Below are 17,314 nucleotides of genomic sequence, written 5' to 3'. Positions count from 1 at the left end.
GAAGGTGCTGGGCATGTCCCGGGCGGTCGTACGACTGGCCTGACCCGACGCGCGACCGCCTTCACCCGAAACGTACTCAATACCCGGGAGAACGATGTACCAACGCCGCTTGTCCACCCTCGCCGTCTCCGCCCTCGGCCTCGGCTGCATGGGCATGAGTGACCTCTACGGTCCGGGCGACGACGCCGAGTCGATCGCCACCATCCGGCGTGCCCTCGACGAGGGGGGCACGTTGCTCGACACGGCCGACATGTACGGTCCGTTCACCAACGAGCGGCTCGTCGGCCGGGAGATAGCGCACCGGCGGGACGAGGTCGTCCTCGCCACCAAGTTCGGCATCGAGCGCCTGCCGGACGGCACGGTCAAGGGCATCAACGGCCGCCGCGACTACGTGCGCGCCGCCTGCGACGCCTCGGTGTCGAGCACATCGACCTTTACTTACCAGCACCGTATCGACCCGGCGGTCCCCATCGAGGAGACCTGGGGTGCGCTCTCCCAACTGGTGGCCGCGGGCAAGGTACGCCACCTGGGCATCTCCGAGGCCGCCCCGGCGACGGTGCGGCGGGCGCACGCGGTCCACCCCGTCACCGCCGGCCAGTACGAGTACTCCCTCTTCAGCCGCGACATCGAGGCGGAGCATCTGCCCACCCTGCGGGAACTGGGCATCGGGCTCGTGGCCTACGCCCCGATGGGACGGGGGCTGCTCACCGGCACCGTGGCCGACCCCGGCCAGTTCCCCGGGGACGACATCCGCCGCCTCGCCCCGCGCTTCCAGCAGAGCAGCCTGGTGACCAACCTCGTTCTGGTCGAGCGGCTGCGTGAACTCGCCGCCACCGCGGACGCGACCCCTGGCCAGCTGGCCCTCGCCTGGCTGTTGCGTCAGGGCCCCGACGTCGTACCGATCCTGGGCACCAAGCGCCGCGCCTACCTCGACGAGAACCTGCGGTCCTGCGGAGTCGCCCTGACCGAGGACCTGGTCCGAGCCCTGGAGGAGGCGATCCCCGTGGGCGCCGTCGTCGGTGAGCGCTACGACGCGGCGCGGATGGCCACGCTGAACCTGTGACCGCGGGACCACCGCCGCACGACCACACGTGCGACGCGAGACCGGCAGACCCGAAAGACCGCCGGAAGTCAGATGAGGGACCGGCGAGAGACCGAAGAGAGACGAGTACAGAGCACATGACCATCACAGTCCTGGGCGCCACCGGAGGCACCGGCCGCTTGATCGTTGATCAGCTCCTCGGCCTGGGCCAACCGGTGCGCGGCGCCGTACGGAAGCCGCAGAAAGCCGTCAAGGCGGCGGCCGGCGCGGTGGAATTCGTCGCGCTCGACCTGGCGTCCCCCGACAGCCACGCCTTCGCCGAGGTCTTCGACGCCGCCGAAGCTGTCATCAACGCGGCCGCCACACGCAGCATGACCCAGAAGCAGGCCGACCTGATCGACCGCCGGGGGATCGTCGTGGCCATCGACGCGGCCGCCGACGCGGGTGTGAAGCGCTGGATCCAGATCTCGATGATGGGCAGCGGTGACCCCGCACGGCTGCCCGGATATCTGCGGGCCACAGGACAGGCCAAGCACGCGGCCGACCTGCACCTCGCCGCATCGGGCATGACCTGGACGGTGATCCGGCCGCCGTGGCTGACCGACGGTGCCCCCACGGGCCGTATCACCGTCGGCGACCGCGTCCCCGAGGGCTCTCTGACCCGCGCGGACCTCGCGGCCGTGGCCATCGCTTCCGTGGACATGTCCGCAACCCACGACCGCCTCTTCGAGGTGACCGGAGGCGGCCGCCCACTCACCGAATCCCTCGCCTCGCTCGCCTGAACCGACTCGGGCGCGCCCTGGTGCCGCAGCGGCGGGAACGCGGCCGGAGGCCGTGCGCCCTGACCGGTGGGGCCCACCGGATCCATTCCGGCATCAGCGCGGGCGTCTCCGAAGGCCCCTGCCTGTACAAGCGCGAGAACCGGTACACCTGCTCATTGCCGAGGGCGGCACCACCCGGGACCATCAAGTCACCGTCGCACGCTCAAGTACCCACCATGAGTTGGCAGCCCGCGATGACGGTGAGTGCGATGCCGGGATGCCCCTCCCGGCAGACCATGCCCGGATTCGGTTTCCGAACAGCTGAGAGGTCGTCACTGCGGATCCCTCATAAAGGCGTTAGTGAACGCAAGCGTTCACTTGATCCTGTGCCCCGCCCCGTGTCCCCTGCTGTTGTGGCGTGGCGCATGCGCCCCGGAATCCCCGCTTCCCTTGCTTGTTGGAGAGACAGAGATGGTTACCTCGCGCTGGACGGCCGCTCCCGCCCGGGCGACTTCCCCGCGTCGGCGCGGCGTGGTGCTGGAGCGCGCGATCCTCGACGCCGCGCTGGAGCAGCTCTGCGAGGTCGGCTGGAAAGGGCTGACCATGGAGGGCGTCGCGGCCGGTGCACAGACCGGCAAGGCCGCGGTGTATCGCCGCTGGCCCTCCAAGGAGGACCTCGTCGCGGACGCGCTGGTGGCCGGACTGCCCCGGGTTCAGACGGCTCCGGACCTCGGCAGTGTGCGCGAGGACCTCCTCGCGCTGTGCCCGCAGGTTCGCAAGATCATGTACTCTCCGCCCGGTGTGGCACTGCGCTCGGTGATTCACGAATGCGATGAAATTCAGGCTGGGCGCTTCCAGGAGACGATCGCCGGCGGTGTGGTGGAGCCGACCGTCAAGCTCCTTGGTGAGGTCCTCGTCCGTGGAATAGAGCGAGGAGAGGTTCGTCCGGACGCCGCCAACGGCTATGTCATGGACGCCGTCCCGGCCATGATGATGTACCGCTCGAAGATGTGCGCCAGCGAATGGGCCGATCGGGAACTCGAGGAGATGATCGACCAGCTGATGCTCCCGCTGCTCCGGCCGTGCAGAGTCTGATCCCGCGCCCCGGTGATCTGTGCGGCGGTCGGGCGACCGGGGTGTCGGGTGGTGATCCCGGCGGCGTAGGCTGAGGGCGCCATGCCGTACGAACCGCCTACTCACACTGTTGAGCGCTCCCTGCGCGCCACGACCGGAGCCAAGGTCATCGCCGGTGTCGACGAGGTGGGGCGCGGTGCCTGGGCCGGGCCTGTCACCGTCTGCGCCGCGGTCACCGGACTTCGCCGTCCGCCCGAGGGTCTGACCGACTCCAAGCTGCTGACGATCAAGCGACGCACGGAACTGGCCGAGGTCCTGCGGGTATGGGTGACGGCCTACGCGCTGGGGCATGCTTCCCCCGAGGAGATCGACGGCCTGGGGATGACGGCGGCACTGCGGCTCGCTGCGGTTCGCGCGCTGGACGCCCTGCCGGTCCGCCCCGACGCCGTGATCCTCGACGGGAAGCACGACTACCTCGGCGCCCCGTGGAAGGTGCGCACGGTGATCAAGGGCGATCAGTCATGTGTGGCCGTGGCGGCCGCGTCGGTGATAGCCAAGGTCCAGCGCGACAAAACGATGGCCGAACTGGGTGTCGACCATGCAGACTTCGGGTTCGCGGACAACGCCGGGTATCCGTCGCCCGTGCACAAGGCCGCACTGGAGGAGTGGGGGCCCACCCCGCACCACCGCTTGTCGTGGGCGTATCTTGATGCGTTGCCTCAGTGGCGGCACCTCAAGAAGGTCCGCAGCTGGGCGGACGGAAGCGTTCCGGAAATCGAGGGTCAGCTCGGCTTCGATTTCTGACGGTTCCGCTCGCACTGATGTGCCACCCGGTCACCCGCGCCGCACCAACGTTTGATAAATATCAGCTCATGCCTCTCATTCCCGAGGAGCCTCAGATTCACGAGAGTGCCCAGGGTCCCCGCGCCACGCCGGCCAGCGGCCGTACCGCGCCGACCCCCCGCCCCGTACCCGGCCCCCGCCCCGCGGCGTCACGCCCCGGTCGTCCCGGCCCTCAGCGGCCGGCGCCGCCGGTGCAGCGCTCACCGCGTGACGTGGCTCCGGCCAAGCCGGGCCCCTCAGGCCCGGCCGCTACCGCCGCTCCGGCGGCGACTCCGCAGATCCAGCTGATCCCGGCCTCGGCCGAGGGCGCGCTCGACGCCGCCGACGAGGCGGTGGATCTGCTCCTGGACTCGGGTCGTGCCCCGAGCGACGTGCTCGTGATCACCACTGGTGCCCAGCACCCGTGGGCGGAGCACGAGCTGTCCTTCGGTGAAGCTGCCTACTGGGCGCAGCACGACGCCGGTGACGACGTCTTCTACACGGACGCCGCCGTCGCCTCCCGTGCCGCGTCCCGCCCCGTGGTCGTCGTGGCCGTCAACGGAGGCCCCGCCTCCGCTGCCGCCTCGGCCCTTCCGCTGGCCCATGCCCGGGCCGGTGCCCTGCTGATCGTCTGCGGCGATCCGCAACAGATCAACACGGTGCTGGGCTCCGGCGTCTGAGCCGCGTCCGGCGCCTCGGGGCACCGGGGTGACGCGACAGCCGCTCCGGCGGCATCCGCTCGGCGTGCCCTTTGGCATGCCCGGACGACGGCGGCCGTGCCGCTCGTGGGGCGGCTCCCGGCGCCATGCCGAGGGGACGCCGGGTGCGGAGCAGCCACTGCCGCGCGGGCCGGACCGGAACGCCCCGCGTTCCCCGGCACGGCATGGGCCCGCGCGGCGTCCGCGTCCCGGTGGCCGAGGGGCGGGCCCAGGCCGGACCGATGTGCCGACCGCGGCCGTCCTGATGAGGCAGGCGTCCTGGTGACGTGGCCGTACGGTGACGGCCGGGGAACCGCGGCTGCCGCGTTCTTCAGCGAGCCGCCGCGCGGCGCAGGACCTCGGAGACCGGGCCGCCGGTGCGCGGTGCCAGGGGCGGGGCCTCCGACAGGGCGAAGGGCTCCGGCTCGGAGTCGGCGTTGGGGCGGCGGCCACTGCGGCCCTCGCCCAGCACATGCCAGCCGTCGTGGGTCAGCGTGATGTACGCCCCGCACCGCAGGCCGTGCAGCGTGCAGGCGTCACGCAGACCCCACATCCAGGCACCGTCCTCCTCCGTCCAACGCGCGTCGCCCTCACGGCAGTAGACCAGAATGGCCGTGCGCACCGGGGTCCGGCGCCGCAGGTCGTGCGGGATGATCCGGCGCAGCTGCGCGAGCAGCGCGTTGCGGAACATCCAGCCGTCGGCCGGGGCCGCGCGACGCGTGAACGACGCGCTGGCGCACAGCCGCTCCTCCGGATCGAGCACGGCCACGACGGCCGTCGAGATTCTCGGCCGATGGCGGGCGTGCAGTCCGCTGACGACCTCACGGGGGTTGCGCAGCAGAGGGATTCCGGCGGCGGCCCATTCGGCCGGTTCGAGCAGGCGACTGGCGGAAGCGGCGGACGCGGACGTCGACAACGAGGCCGCCGAGGACGAGGCGAATCCGAAGGTCACGTTCCTCCCTTCGGCTACGCGCCCACACTGCGGGCGGGGTCGGACTTCGAGGGACCGCGCACCGCAGAAGAGCCCAACCGGAACACGGACGAGCCGTGCGGGGAACGGACCTCAATTCTTCCTGTCGAACTTGGATGCGGCAACGAGCAATTGGGGCCACCGACGCTTATCTGGTGGTGCGTGGCTTATATCCCTACCCAGAGGTTGGACCGCTGACGCCTGGGGTGACGGTTCGTGCCCCGTACGGCTGCCGGGACCGGGCGCGCGGTCGACCCTGGATGGCCTGGGCAGCTCGGGCGGGACCGCGTCGCGGGTCTCCTCGGCCGATGCCCGGCAGAGGCACCGATCATGCGTCGACCGCACGCCGCTCACGCTGAGTGAATTGGCCGACGGCCCGCGGAATCGGGTTGCATGGGGGCATGGACACCCTGGAGCTGCGCGCCGAAGCCGATGCCGTCCTTGCCGAGCTCGTCGGTGCCCCGGAGGGCTCGGCGCGGTTGCGGGAGGACCAGTGGCGAGCGGTGGCGGCCCTGGTCGAGGAGCGCCGGCGAGCGCTGGTGGTGCAGCGCACCGGCTGGGGCAAGTCGGCGGTGTACTTCGTCGCCACCGCCCTGTTGCGGCGGCGCGGAGCGGGCCCGACGGTGATCGTCTCGCCGCTGCTGGCGCTGATGCGCAACCAGGTCGAGTCGGCGGCACGGGCCGGTATCCGGGCGCGGACGATCAACTCGGCCAACCCGGAGGAGTGGGAGGCGATCCACGAGGAGGTCGAGCGCGGCGAGACCGACGTGCTCCTCGTCAGCCCGGAGCGCCTCAATTCCGTGGACTTCCGCGAGCAGACGCTGCCCAGGCTCGCGGCCACGACGGGCCTGCTGGTGGTGGACGAGGCGCACTGCATCTCCGACTGGGGCCATGACTTCCGCCCCGACTACCGCAGGCTGCGCGCGATGCTGGCCGAGCTGGCCCCCGGCGTACCGGTGCTCGCCACCACCGCGACCGCCAATGCGCGGGTCACCGCGGACGTGGCCGAACAGCTCGGTACCGGCGCCGGTGAGGCCCTGGTGCTGCGCGGCCCGTTGGACCGGGAGAGCCTGCGCCTCGGTGTGGTCCAACTGCCGGACGCCGCGCATCGCCTGGCCTGGCTCGCCGAGCACCTCGACGAGCTGCCGGGCTCCGGGATCGTCTACACGCTGACGGTGGCCGCCGCCGAGGAGGCCACCGCCTATCTGCGGCAGCGCGGCTTCGAGGTGGCGTCCTACACGGGCCGCACGGAGAACGCCGACCGGCTGCAGGCCGAGGCCGACCTGCTGGAGAACCGGGTCAAGGCACTGGTCGCGACGTCGGCGCTGGGCATGGGATTCGACAAGCCGGACCTGGGCTTCGTCGTCCATCTCGGCTCGCCGTCCTCGCCGATCGCCTACTACCAGCAGGTGGGCCGGGCCGGGCGCGGAGTGGAGCACGCCGACGTACTGATGCTGCCGGGCAAGGAGGACGAGGCGATCTGGCGCTACTTCGCCGACACCGCCTTCCCGCCCGAGCAGCAGGTCCGCCAGACCCTCTCGGCCCTCGCCGACGCGGGACGGCCGCTGTCCGTGCCGGCCCTGGAGGCGGCGGTGGACCTGCGCCGTACCCGGCTGGAGACGATGCTGAAGGTCCTCGACGTGGACGGAGCGGTCAAGCGGGTCAAGGGCGGCTGGGAGAACACCGGGCAGCCCTGGGTGTACGACACCGAGCGGTACGCCTGGGTGGCGCGGCAGCGGGCGGCCGAGCAGCAGGCCATGCGCGAGTACGTGCACACGTCCCGGTGCCGGATGGAGTTCCTGCGCCGGCAACTGGACGACGAGGGGGCGGCCGCGTGCGGCCGCTGCGACAACTGCGCCGGCCCGTGGATCGGGTCCGCCGTGTCGGCCGAGGCGCTGAAGGGCGCCACGAAGGAACTGGACCGCCCGGGCGTGGAGATCGAGCCGCGCCGGATGTGGCCGACGGGGATGCCCGCCCTGGGCATCGATCTCAAGGGCCGTATCCCGGCCGGTGAGCAGTGCTCCACCGGGCGCGCCCTGGGCCGGCTCTCGGACATCGGCTGGGGCAACCGGCTGCGCCCCCTGCTGGCGGAGAACGCACCCGACGGCCCGGTCCCCGACGACGTCCTGCAGGCCGCGGTGGCCGTCCTCGCCGACTGGGCGCGCTCTGCGGGCGGCTGGGCGCCGAACGTCCCGGACGCCTCGGCCCGGCCCGTCGGAGTCGTCTCTGTACCGTCGCTGACCCGCCCGCAGCTGGTCGGCTCCCTCGCCCAGGGCATCGCGGCCATCGGCCGCCTTCCCCACCTGGGAGGCCTGACGTACACCGGGCCGAACGGTGCGCACGCGGCACGCCGCAGCAACTCCGCCCAACGCCTCAGGGCGCTGTCGGGAGCCTTCACCGTCCCGGAGGACCTGGCCGGCGCCCTGGCCGCCTCTCCCGGCCCCGTCCTCCTCGTGGACGACTGCACCGAGTCCGGCTGGACCCTCGCGGTCGCGGCCCGCCTGCTCCGCCGGGCCGGCAGCGGGCCGGTCCTTCCGCTGGTCCTCGCCGCGGCGGGCTGACCACCCACCCGACTCCTTCATGCCGTACGGCGCCGTGCCCACCCCTGTCGTACGGCGCCCGCCCATGTCCCCGTGTCCAACCCATGTCAGGGTTCCGCCCCCGGCTGCGTCGGTCGTGGTGAAGCTCCCCACGCGACGATGAACGAGAGGCCACGGGATGGGCACGGACGCACCGAAAGCGCGGCAGCGACACCCCTGGCTGGTGCTGGCGGTACTCTGCGCGAGCTTCTTCATGACGCTGCTGGACACCACGATCGTCACCATCGCCATCCCCGACACGGCGAAAGGGCTGCACGCGTCGCTGGACGCCATCCTCTGGTTCGCCAACGCCCACATGCTGGTCTTCGCGAGGCTGCTGCTGCTCTCCGGACGGCTCGGCGACCGGTTCGGGCCGCAGCGGCCCTTCGCCGCCGGACTCGCGGTCTTCACCCTTCACCGCGGCCTCTGCGGTGTGCGGCCTTGTGGACACACCGGGTCAGATGATCGCGGCGCGGGCGGTCCAGGGGCTCGGCGCCGCGGTGATGATGCCGCAGACCCCGGCTCTGATCAGGGCCGTCTTCCCGGCGGAGCGGAGCGGCGCGGCCTTCGGCGTGTGGTCGGCGGTCGCGGGCCTCGCCACGGTCGCCGGTCCCGCGGTCGGCGGCGACGTGGGGGCGCTCATGGCGGTGCTGGCCCCCGACGTCGTCGCTAACTCATCGGCCCGGGCGACACGGCGGTCGACGCCGGCTGCGGCACCGGCCACAACCTTCCGTTGCTCGCCGAGGCCATGGGCCCGACCGGCCGGGTGATCGGCGCGGACCTCACCGACGCCACGCTGGAACAGACCGGGGACCGGGTATGCAGCGCTGGCTCCCCCAGGTCTCTCTGGTGCAGGCCGACCTGGCGGCCTCTTCAGTATCCCGAGGACGTACGCGGGATCATCGCCTGCTCTTCCCTGACTGTCATCGGCGGGTATGCCAAGGTGATCGAGCGCGGCTACGGGGCGCTCGGCCCCGGCGGGCGCTGGGTGGTGCTGGATTACCGGCTGCCGCGCTGGTGGCCGGACCGGCTCATCTCCATGCTGGGCCCGGTGAGCGCCCCGTTCGGCGGCGACACCAGCATGGTCCGGCGGCATCCGCGGGAACCGATCCAGGAAGGTGCCGCCCGCCACCGCTCCCGCAATACGACTCGTGCGATCCATGGGCCCGATACAACAGGACAGGACTGACAATCGGGCGGGCTCCGGTCGCACCTGTGGACAACCCGGACCGGGCTTGTCGTGTCCCTGATTCGACTTGTCCACAGGCTCAAGCGGAGGATCAAGATCCGCGAGATCGTCGGCGCATGACGAATCACAGCGAAACCACTGGACCGTTCGAGAACAGCGACATCTCGGGACAGCAGCCGTTCACCGGCCCGTCCCCGCACGACACGCAGATCACGCTGCGCACCCCCGCCGAACTGGCCGACGCCCTGCCCTACCTCCTCGGCTACCGCCCGGAGGACAGCATGGTGCTGGTGGCCCTGCACGACCGCGAAGGCCGGGGCAGGTTCGGCGGCCGGGCCCGGCTCGGCATCCCCGCGCATGAGGAGGACTGGGAGGCGGCCGCGCGCCAGCTGGCCCACGGCCTGGTGACCGGCAGCGAACGGCGCGGAGCCCGGCCCGAGCAGATGGTGGCCTACGTCTGTCAGGAGCCGTCCTCGGGAGAGTCCGGCCACGACGTCAAACGACGTCTGGCGCGGCTGGCCCACCTGCTGCGCATCCAGTGCGGCGACCTCGACGTACCGGTCGTCGAGGCACTGTGCATCTCCGACGGTCGCTTCTGGTCGTACTGCTGCCCGATCGAGGGCTGTTGCCCCGAAGGCGGCACGCCGATGGGCCTTCCCGGCACGTCCGTGCTGGCCGCCGCGGCCACCTATGCCGGCCTCCAAGTGCGCGGCACACTGAAGGAGTTGCGCAGCAGGCTGCAGCCCTGGGAGACGACTGCGGCGCTGGAGCAGGAGGTCGCCCTGGACGCGGCCGGCATGACCCTGGTGCCCCGCATGCTTGACGAGGTGTCCCGCACGGAGGTTGCGGAGGAGACCCTCGGCCTTGCCGAGCGGATCATCCACCGCTTCGCCGCCGCGGCACCGGTGCCGGGCACCCACCCGGCGGACCTGCGCGACGACACCCTGCTCGCGCACGACGAGGCGGCGACGGTGATCCTCGGGCTCCAGGACCGTACGACTCGCGACCGGGCGGCGTCCTGGATGGAGGGCGACGAAGCCGGTCCGGCCCTCCGGCTCTGGCGCGCCCTCGCCCGCCGCTGCGTCGGCCCCTACGGCGAACACGCCGCGGCCCCGCTGACCCTGGCCGGCTGGGTCGCCTGGTCGACAGGTGATGAGTTGGAGGCCCGCGAGGCGCTGGCCATGGCCCTGGGCGCGGATCCCGACTATCTGTTCGCCCGGCTGCTGCACCAGGCCTGCAACGAAGGCATCGACCCGGAGGCGATCCGCCGCTGCCTGCGCGCGCACCGAACCGACCGAGCCGGGCTTCCGCAGGAGGAGACCGGCGCGCAGCGGCATACCGAGGAGCAAACGGCTCGGCCCGTGCTTCCGGAACCCGAAAGCGCGACGCCGCCTGGAGCGAGTGGGCGGACGGACACGGACGACGAGGGCGCCGAAGCCCGCCGCGCGACGGGCACCCGCCGACGGCGCCGAGCACGATCGGCGGACGGCGGCGATACCCCCCGCGCGCCGCGCAGCACGGGCGGACGGCGCAGGCCGGCCGGCTCCCACCCCGCCCCGTCCCCGGCCGAATCCGCGCGCCCCGGCAGCCGCGGCTCTGGCGGCACACGTACCCGTAGGGCCGAGGCGCGCGACACCACGACCACTGCGGCTCTGCCGGGGAGCGACGACGGCAAGCCCGAGGCGGACGGGTGAGCGCCGGCACCCTGCTGGGCCGTCGCCTGGCCCACCGGACCTGTCCGACCGCTCGAAGCCGACGCCCCGTTCCGCCGCGCGTCCGTTGGTGGCACCGGCTCACACGCGGCCCGAGCGGCGGCACCGCCCTGTTGTCCCGCCGCCGTGCCACCGGCTTCCCCGAGTCGAGCCGTGACCCGGACGAGTCCCGCTCCGTTCACCTGAGTGGCGGAACGCCTGGACAGGCCCTGCCGCCGTACGACCCTTGTCCGCCCGGGCGTCCCGCCGGCCGCCGAGCACGTCCCAGGCGCACCGAGCGCGGAGGAAGCCTCCCCATGCACCAGCAGCCGACTCCCTCCTACGCCCCCGACGACGAACGTCCGCCCCGGGAGAGTCACGAGTGGTTCCCGCAGGACGGTGCCGTCACCACCGTGCGGCAGACCATCGACGTTCCGCCCTCGCCCACGGTCCGCGGACCGAACCTCTCGGCAGGTCGCGCCAGGCCATCGACGCCGGCACCGGGCCGCGGTCGCTGGCCCACCGTGGCCGCGCCGATGCGCACACCGCAGGCCGGCCGCCCGGCGCCCGAGCTGCCGTCCACTCATGCCGCCCTGGTCTGTGTCGCCCTGCCGGGCCTCGCCATCTCCGGTGAGGGACAACTGACGGGCCGGGGGTTGGACGGGTTCTACCGGGGTGGCAGGCGCCTGCTGGCACGGTGCCAGCTCCGCGTGGCCGGTCGCGAACCGCTGGCCGTGCAGGCCCGGATGGCGAGCGCCGACAGCGCCCGCTTCGTGGGAACACTGCGGGTCTCCCCGTCGGCGGGCCCCGATCCGGATCTCGTGGTCGAGCGGACCCGTCGTGCCGACGGAACCGAACGGATCATCCTGCGCAACGCCGCCGCGCGTCCGCTGAGGCTGCCCGTCGAGGTGGCCCTCGGCACGGACCTCGCCGAACTCGCCGCCATCGCCTCCGGCCGGGCAGGCCCCGAACTCCCCGCCACCGTCCATGACTCGGGCCTGCGCTGGGCCACGGCCGGTGCCGCCGCCTCCGTCATCGCCGACCCGCCGCCCTCCGACGCCCTCGCGTCAGCCGGACTGCTCCGGTGGGAGCTGGAACTGCCGCCCGGCGGTACGGCAACCGTCGAACTCCGGGTGCGGCTGGACGGCGCAGGGCCGCTTCGGCCCGCGGGACATGCCACCACCAGCCCGCTGGCCCCAGCCCGGGCGACCGGCGACGACCCCCGGGTGACCCCGCTGCTGGACGTGGCGATCGCCGATCTCCAGGCACTGCTGCTGCGCGACGTCGCCCACCCGGCCGACATCCACCTCGCCGCGGGCGCGCCCTGGCGCTGCGGACTGGCCCCCGCCGAAGCCCTGGCCGCGGCTCGCATGGCCCTGCCGCTCGGCACCCGGCTGGCCGCGGGCACCCTGCGCACCCTGGCCCGCACCCAGCTTCCCGAGGGGAGCCCGCGGGCCGGCCTGATCCCGGGGCCACGGCGCGACGCCGGCCCCTTCCTCCCGCCGGCTTGCACAGGCTCGGAGGCCACCCTGCTCTTCCCCGTTCTGCTCGCCGAGGCCCGCCGCTGGGGACTTCCCGAGCAGGAGACGAGAGAGCTGCTGCCCGCCGCGGAACGCTGCCTCACCTGGCTGCGGACCACCGCCGGTGCAGGCCCCTACCTCCCCGACCCCCAGCCAGGCGGCCCGGCGCGCTGTGACACGCAGGCCCATGCCTATCGGGCGGCCCTGCTCGGCGCCGATCTCCTCGACGCCTTCGACCGGCCCGGCGCCACCGAGTTACGCGAGTGGGCCCAGGCCCTGCGGGCTGCCTTCCGAGCCGACTTCTGGGTCGAGGACCGTGGCGGCGGACGCCCGGCCGCGGCCCTGGCACCGGACGGCCGACCCGTGCCGCACCTCGGTTCCACCGTCGTCCACCTCCTCGACACCGGCCTGCTCGGCTTCGGCCGGCTCGCCCCGGGCCTGCTCGATCCCGTACAGACCGAACACCTCGCCAGACTGCTCGGCACCCCCGCCATGGACGCGGGCTGGGGACTGCGGGGACTCGGGGCCAGGGAGGCTGGACACAACCCGTTCGGCCACCGGACCGGAGCCGTCCGCGTCCACGACACCGCACTCGCCGTCGCCGGACTGGCCGCCGCCGGCTACGACAAGGAGGCGAGTGGCCTGCTGAGAGGGCTGCTGGACGCGGCGGAACACTTCGGTCACCGGCTGCCGGACATGTTCGCCGGCGAACAGCGCTTCGGCGGGAGCGCTCCCCTGCCGCACCCCGCGGCCTGCCGACCCGCTTCCACCGCGGCGGCCTCCGCGATCATGATGCTCACCGCACTCGCCGGCATCCGCCCCGACACTCCCGCCGGTACGGTCACCCTGAGCCCCGTGCGCAGCGCACCGCTCGGCGAACTCGGCCTGACCGGGCTGCGCGTCGCCGGCGCCTCGTTCGCCGTGCGTGTCAGCCGGCTGGGCCTCGCCATGGTCGAGGAGGCGGCGGACGGCCTGCAACTGGGAGTCTGACCTCGTACGACGCCACGGGAACGAAGAACAGGAGCCGATCCTGCACCCCATGACCGAACGAAGCGCAACCACCACCGATGCGCCCGACGAGGGGAGTGTTTATCGTCAGGCAGACGACTATGATCGCCGCATGCCCTACGACCCGTCAGCCTTTCCGCCCTTCGCCGTCACCGTGGACCTGGTCGTGCTGACCGTGCGCCGCCATGCGCTGTGTGCGCTGGCGATCCGCAGGGGCGAGCCCCCGTTCCAGGGGCGCTGGGCGCTGCCCGGCGGTTTCGTGCGGGCCGACGAGGATCTCACCCAGGCGGCGGCGCGCGAGCTGGCCGAGGAGACCGGGCTGTGCGCACACGACCCCTCGGCCCCGGCCCCGGCCCAGGACAACGGAGCCCACCTCGAACAGCTCGCCACCTACGGAGACCCCAAGCGGGACCCGCGTATGCGCGTGGTGAGCGTCGCCCACCTCGCGCTCGCGCCCGACCTGCCCGCCCCGCGGGCGGGAGGCGACGCCAGCAACGCACGCTGGGCCCCGGTCGAGGAACTGCTCCAGCAGGGCGGCTACGGCCGCGACGGCGAGCCCGTGGCACCGCTGGCCTTCGACCATGCCCAGATCCTCGCCGACGGAGTGGAGCGAGCCCGGTCCAAGATCGAGTACTCGTCACTCGCCACAGCGTTCTGCCCGAGTGAGTTCACCGTCGGCGAGCTGCGCCGGGTGTACGAGGCGGTGTGGGGAGTGGCCCTCGACCCGCGGAACTTCCACCGCAAGGTCACCGGGACTCCCGGATTCCTCGTTCCGACCGGAGGGACGACCACGCGCCAGGGCGGCCGTCCGGCGCAGCTCTTCCGGGCCGGTGGCGCCACTCTGCTCAACCCCCCGATGCTGCGCCCCGAGGTCTGAGACGCGCAGCGCGTTACCTGCATCGCACACGGCAATAGATCGGGATATACCAGAAAAACTGGACATCGCACGCTATCTTGCTGCAGGTGATCCAGGCCTTCGGACTGACCAGCAATTCCCGCAAGGCGAACCGGCCCGCCGTCGACGACGTCTCGTTCGAAGCGCACGCGGGCCATGTCACCGTGCTCCTCGGCGGCGCCGGCGCGGGCAAGACGACAGCGCTCAGACTGATGCTCGAACTGCAACAGGGGCGCGGCATCACCTACTTCAGAGGGCGTCCCCTGCACCGGATCGCCCATCCGTCGCGCGAGGTCGGCGTACTTCTCGGCGACGTACCCGGGCATCCGGCCCGTTCGGTCCGCGGCCATCTGCGCATGTTGTGCGCGGCCTCGGGGGTTTCCGCGCGCCGGGCCGACGAGGTCCTCGAAGCGGTCGGCCTCGTCGGCCTCCGCGAGGAGCGCCTCGGCTCGCTCTCGCGCGGAATGGACCGCAGACTCGGCCTGGCCTGCGCCCTGCTGCCCGACCCGCACACACTCGTTCTCGACGAACCCGCCGACGGCCTCTCCCCCCGCGAGATGCAATGGCTCCACGGCATGCTGCGGGCCCACGCCGACCAGGGCGGCACCGTGCTCTGCACCACCGCCGACGCCAAGGAGGCCGCGCGCGCCGCCGACCGGGTCGTCACCCTCGACCGCGGCAGGCTCGTGGCCGACCAGGAGGGACGGGAGTTCGCCCGTACCCGGCTACGCCCGCGGGTGGCCGTCCGCAGCCCGCACGCGGCGCGCCTCGCGGCCCTGCTCACCAAAGAGGCCCGCACCGCGCGCCGGTCCGTCGAGGTCGTACGGGAGGGCGGCAACCGCCTCTCGGTGTACGGCTCCACCACCGCCGACGTCGGCGAGACCGCGTTCCGCCACGGCATCCTCGTCCATCAACTCGCGGACGAGACGGGCGACATGGGGCCGGGAGCCGGCACCGCACCCCAGGGCATCTCACCGAGGAACACAAGCGCAGAGCCACAACACGAGCCACCGACGGAACATGACCATCCCGCGCCCGACTCATCGCCGACGGAGTCGGAGCCGACAGTACGCGACTTGCTGGCGGCAGAGCCCGAGGCGACGGTGCACGGTCTGCCGGTGGGCGAGCCGGAGGTGGCGGTCCCTGGTCTGTCGGCGGCGGAGCCGGAGGCGGTGGCCCACGGTCTGCCGGCAGTGGATTCGGGGACGACCCTGCACGACTTGCTGACGGCCAGGCCCGAGGCGATGATCCGTGGTCACTCGGTGGCGCAGCCGAGGGCGGCGCTGCGCCGTCTCTCGGCGATGGAGTCGGAGAGGACGGCAGGCGGCTTGCCGTCGGCGGGGCCTGGGACGGCCGCGCGCGGTGTGCCGCAGACGGAGCCCGGAACGGCCGTGCGCGGTCTGCCGCAGGCGCTGTCGGGTGCCGCCGGGCTCGCTGCGGCGGCGCAGCCGGCCGTCGGCGCCTCGGCGCTCGGCTCGACCGCGGCGGATGCCGACGCGTCCGCATCCGACTCGCCCCCGTCGGAGCAGGCTTCTGCGGCCTCCGGCCGACCGTCAGGAGCGGCGGGCGGCACGGCGTCAACTCCCTCAGCCGGAGAACGGCGCGCCATGCCCTTCGGCTTCTCGGCGGAGGACCGTAAGAGCGCCGAAGGGGACACGCCGACGGCCCAGCGGGCCGCGTCCAGCGTGGCCTCGGACGAAGAACCGCTGACGGAAGAATCGCCGGCAGGGGAGCGGCCGCAGGCCGTCGGCGGCGAGAAGCCGTCGCTCGGGAAGGCGCCCAACCCGCGGCCGGAGACCGAGCACACGGACACCACCCCTCGCGCACCGTCCGAAGGCGCGTCGCGGGCCGAGGCGGCCCCAGCCGCCGACCATACGGCGCACGGCGGCGTCGACCCCGACCGCGAGGGCGCGCCCGGCGAAAGCACCGAAGCGGTTCCCGCCGAGGTGTTCGCGGGAGCCGCGGGCGCCGCAGGAGCCGACGGCGCCCGGACCGCCGAGGCGACGCCCCCCGCGGACGCCGAGCACGATGCCGTCCGGCCCGCCAAGGAACCGCAGGCCGGCAGCGCGAACACCCCGACCGCGGGCATCTCCGCCCTCCGCGCCCGCCTCCCCGGCGCCAGGAACCCCCGCACCCGTCAACCGCAGACCGCCGGCGCCGCCCGCCCCGACGGCGTCCGCTCCCTCGACGCCCTGTCCCCCCTCCCGCCCCCCATCTCCGTCCGCCCCGCCCCCAGCCCCCTCCGCCCCCTGCGCTACGAGATCCGGCGCGCCACCGGGATCGGCGTCGGCTTCCTCACCTGCGGTGTCGTACTGGTGTTGTCCGCGCTCACCGCCGTACTGCTCGCCCGCCTCGGGCACACCCCGCAGGAGCGGCTGTTCGCCGCGTGGCCGCAGGAGCTGCCGCTGCCGCCCGCGGCGCTCGCCGCGGGACTGCTGGGTGCGCTGGCCTTCGGGGACGAGTTCCGCCACCCCGCCCTCGCGGTGGACCGCGGCACCGTGCCCCGCCGGCTGGGGCTGCTCACCGCGAAACTGCTCGTCTCCGGAGCCACCGCGGTGCTGCTGGCCTTCGCGACCATGGGCTGCGACGCCGAAGTGCTCTACGTCGTCTACGGACGGGATCTGACACAAGTTCCCGCGGACTGGCTTTCGATGAGCGTGAGTTGGTTCGGTCTCGTCGTCGGCTGCGCCTGGGCCGGTGTGCTGGCGGCCGGTGTGTTCCGGTCCACCGCGGGCGGTTTGGCCGCCGTGCTCGCCGTACCCGTGGTCGTCGTGCCCCTCGTGCACGAGGCGATGCGGGGGCCTGTGCTGCGCATGGCCGCCGGATTCCCGGTGCGGATGCGGGAGGTGCTCCTGCTGCAGTGGCCCTTCGGAGGTGAGCGGTACCTGCTCGGGATGGCCCGGGTACTCGCCCAACCCGTGGGCGGCGCACTGGTGTTGTCGATCTCGGCACTGCTGTGCGCATACCTCGTGGCGACGCTGCGCACCCGGTTCCGGTGATGTGCAAGCGTGCACTTCCGATCCCGCCATGGGCACAACTCCCTGTCGGAAAGCCCATTTCTTTCC

At 72.9% G+C, this 17,314-nt stretch carries 13 protein-coding genes and 1 pseudogene; 13 read left to right on the top strand and 1 reads right to left on the bottom strand.

The window, feature by feature from the left end; all coding sequences use genetic code 11:
- The first annotated feature begins 109 nt into the window (after positions 1 to 109).
- From AV521_RS38945 to AV521_RS38925, 5 genes are all read left to right on the top strand, one after another.
- The gene (locus AV521_RS38945; protein WP_371917101.1) at positions 110 to 1,063 is read left to right on the top strand and encodes an aldo/keto reductase; all 954 of its coding nucleotides are present in this window, start codon (positions 110 to 112) and stop codon (positions 1,061 to 1,063) included.
- A gap of 116 nt (positions 1,064 to 1,179) precedes the next feature.
- Positions 1,180 to 1,824: an NAD(P)H-binding protein gene (locus AV521_RS38940; RefSeq protein WP_076095668.1), complete on the top strand. Its 645-nt coding sequence runs from the start codon at positions 1,180 to 1,182 to the stop codon at positions 1,822 to 1,824.
- 450 nt (positions 1,825 to 2,274) lie between these two features.
- Positions 2,275 to 2,898: a TetR/AcrR family transcriptional regulator gene (locus AV521_RS38935; protein ID WP_076095666.1), complete on the top strand. Its 624-nt coding sequence runs from the start codon at positions 2,275 to 2,277 to the stop codon at positions 2,896 to 2,898.
- Between the two features lie 81 nt (positions 2,899 to 2,979).
- Positions 2,980 to 3,681 (top strand): ribonuclease HII, encoded by a 702-nt coding sequence (locus AV521_RS38930; protein WP_076095663.1) that lies wholly within the window; start codon positions 2,980 to 2,982, stop codon positions 3,679 to 3,681.
- A gap of 68 nt (positions 3,682 to 3,749) precedes the next feature.
- Positions 3,750 to 4,379, top strand: coding sequence for a hypothetical protein (locus AV521_RS38925; RefSeq protein ID WP_107481139.1), 630 nt, complete (start codon positions 3,750 to 3,752; stop codon positions 4,377 to 4,379).
- 349 nt (positions 4,380 to 4,728) lie between these two features.
- Here the strand turns inward: AV521_RS38925 and AV521_RS38920 are convergent, their stop codons facing one another.
- A complete protein-coding gene (locus tag AV521_RS38920) occupies positions 4,729 to 5,349 on the bottom strand; it encodes a hypothetical protein (protein ID WP_076095660.1) in 621 nt (206 codons plus the stop codon).
- 419 nt (positions 5,350 to 5,768) lie between these two features.
- On the opposite strand from AV521_RS38920, the gene AV521_RS38915 reads away from it, so the two are divergent.
- The 8 genes and pseudogenes from AV521_RS38915 (at position 5,769) to AV521_RS38885 (ending at position 17,248) form a co-directional block, all read left to right on the top strand.
- Complete coding sequence (locus tag AV521_RS38915; RefSeq protein ID WP_076095659.1) at positions 5,769 to 7,928, top strand: RecQ family ATP-dependent DNA helicase; 2,160 nt, start codon at positions 5,769 to 5,771, stop codon at positions 7,926 to 7,928.
- A 157-nt stretch (positions 7,929 to 8,085) separates the two neighbouring features.
- Positions 8,086 to 8,349 (top strand): annotated as a pseudogene (locus AV521_RS53015) (MFS transporter); the annotation flags it as partial.
- 58 nt (positions 8,350 to 8,407) lie between these two features.
- Positions 8,408 to 8,716, top strand: coding sequence for an MFS transporter (locus AV521_RS53010; protein WP_079249620.1), 309 nt, complete (start codon positions 8,408 to 8,410; stop codon positions 8,714 to 8,716).
- Positions 8,623 to 9,135, top strand: a complete 513-nt coding sequence (locus AV521_RS38905; RefSeq protein WP_107481138.1) for a methyltransferase domain-containing protein — start codon at positions 8,623 to 8,625, stop codon at positions 9,133 to 9,135. The genes AV521_RS53010 and AV521_RS38905 overlap by 94 nt, the downstream gene beginning before the upstream one ends.
- Before the next feature lie 116 nt (positions 9,136 to 9,251).
- Positions 9,252 to 10,829 carry a DUF4192 domain-containing protein gene (locus AV521_RS38900; RefSeq protein WP_076095653.1) on the top strand — a complete coding sequence of 526 codons (1,578 nt, stop codon included), beginning with the start codon at positions 9,252 to 9,254 and terminating at the stop codon, positions 10,827 to 10,829.
- 533 nt (positions 10,830 to 11,362) lie between these two features.
- Positions 11,363 to 13,336, top strand: a complete 1,974-nt coding sequence (locus AV521_RS38895) for a glycogen debranching N-terminal domain-containing protein (RefSeq protein WP_076095688.1) — start codon at positions 11,363 to 11,365, stop codon at positions 13,334 to 13,336.
- A gap of 130 nt (positions 13,337 to 13,466) precedes the next feature.
- On the top strand, positions 13,467 to 14,231 hold the full coding sequence (locus AV521_RS38890; RefSeq protein ID WP_076095651.1) for an NUDIX domain-containing protein: 765 nt from the start codon (positions 13,467 to 13,469) through the stop codon (positions 14,229 to 14,231).
- An 86-nt stretch (positions 14,232 to 14,317) separates the two neighbouring features.
- Positions 14,318 to 17,248: an ATP-binding cassette domain-containing protein gene (locus tag AV521_RS38885; RefSeq protein WP_076095686.1), complete on the top strand. Its 2,931-nt coding sequence runs from the start codon at positions 14,318 to 14,320 to the stop codon at positions 17,246 to 17,248.
- The last annotated feature ends 66 nt before the right edge of the window (positions 17,249 to 17,314 follow it).

This window comes from Streptomyces sp. IMTB 2501 (genome assembly GCF_001953885.1).
GTDB lineage: Bacteria > Actinomycetota > Actinomycetes > Streptomycetales > Streptomycetaceae > Streptomyces.
Note: the sequence above shows the minus strand (reverse complement) of the source record. Positions and strands in the feature narration are given on the sequence as shown.

Coding starts and splice junctions, on each gene's coding strand:
- AV521_RS38940 (WP_076095668.1), top strand. CDS start 1,180: ATGACCATCACAGTCCTGGGCGCCACCGGAGGCACCGGCCGCTTGATC.
- AV521_RS38935 (WP_076095666.1), top strand. CDS start 2,275: ATGGTTACCTCGCGCTGGACGGCCGCTCCCGCCCGGGCGACTTCCCCG.
- AV521_RS38930 (WP_076095663.1), top strand. CDS start 2,980: ATGCCGTACGAACCGCCTACTCACACTGTTGAGCGCTCCCTGCGCGCC.
- AV521_RS38925 (WP_107481139.1), top strand. CDS start 3,750: ATGCCTCTCATTCCCGAGGAGCCTCAGATTCACGAGAGTGCCCAGGGT.
- AV521_RS38915 (WP_076095659.1), top strand. CDS start 5,769: ATGGACACCCTGGAGCTGCGCGCCGAAGCCGATGCCGTCCTTGCCGAG.
- AV521_RS53010 (WP_079249620.1), top strand. CDS start 8,408: ATGATCGCGGCGCGGGCGGTCCAGGGGCTCGGCGCCGCGGTGATGATG.
- AV521_RS38900 (WP_076095653.1), top strand. CDS start 9,252: ATGACGAATCACAGCGAAACCACTGGACCGTTCGAGAACAGCGACATC.
- AV521_RS38895 (WP_076095688.1), top strand. CDS start 11,363: ATGCGCACACCGCAGGCCGGCCGCCCGGCGCCCGAGCTGCCGTCCACT.
- AV521_RS38890 (WP_076095651.1), top strand. CDS start 13,467: ATGCCCTACGACCCGTCAGCCTTTCCGCCCTTCGCCGTCACCGTGGAC.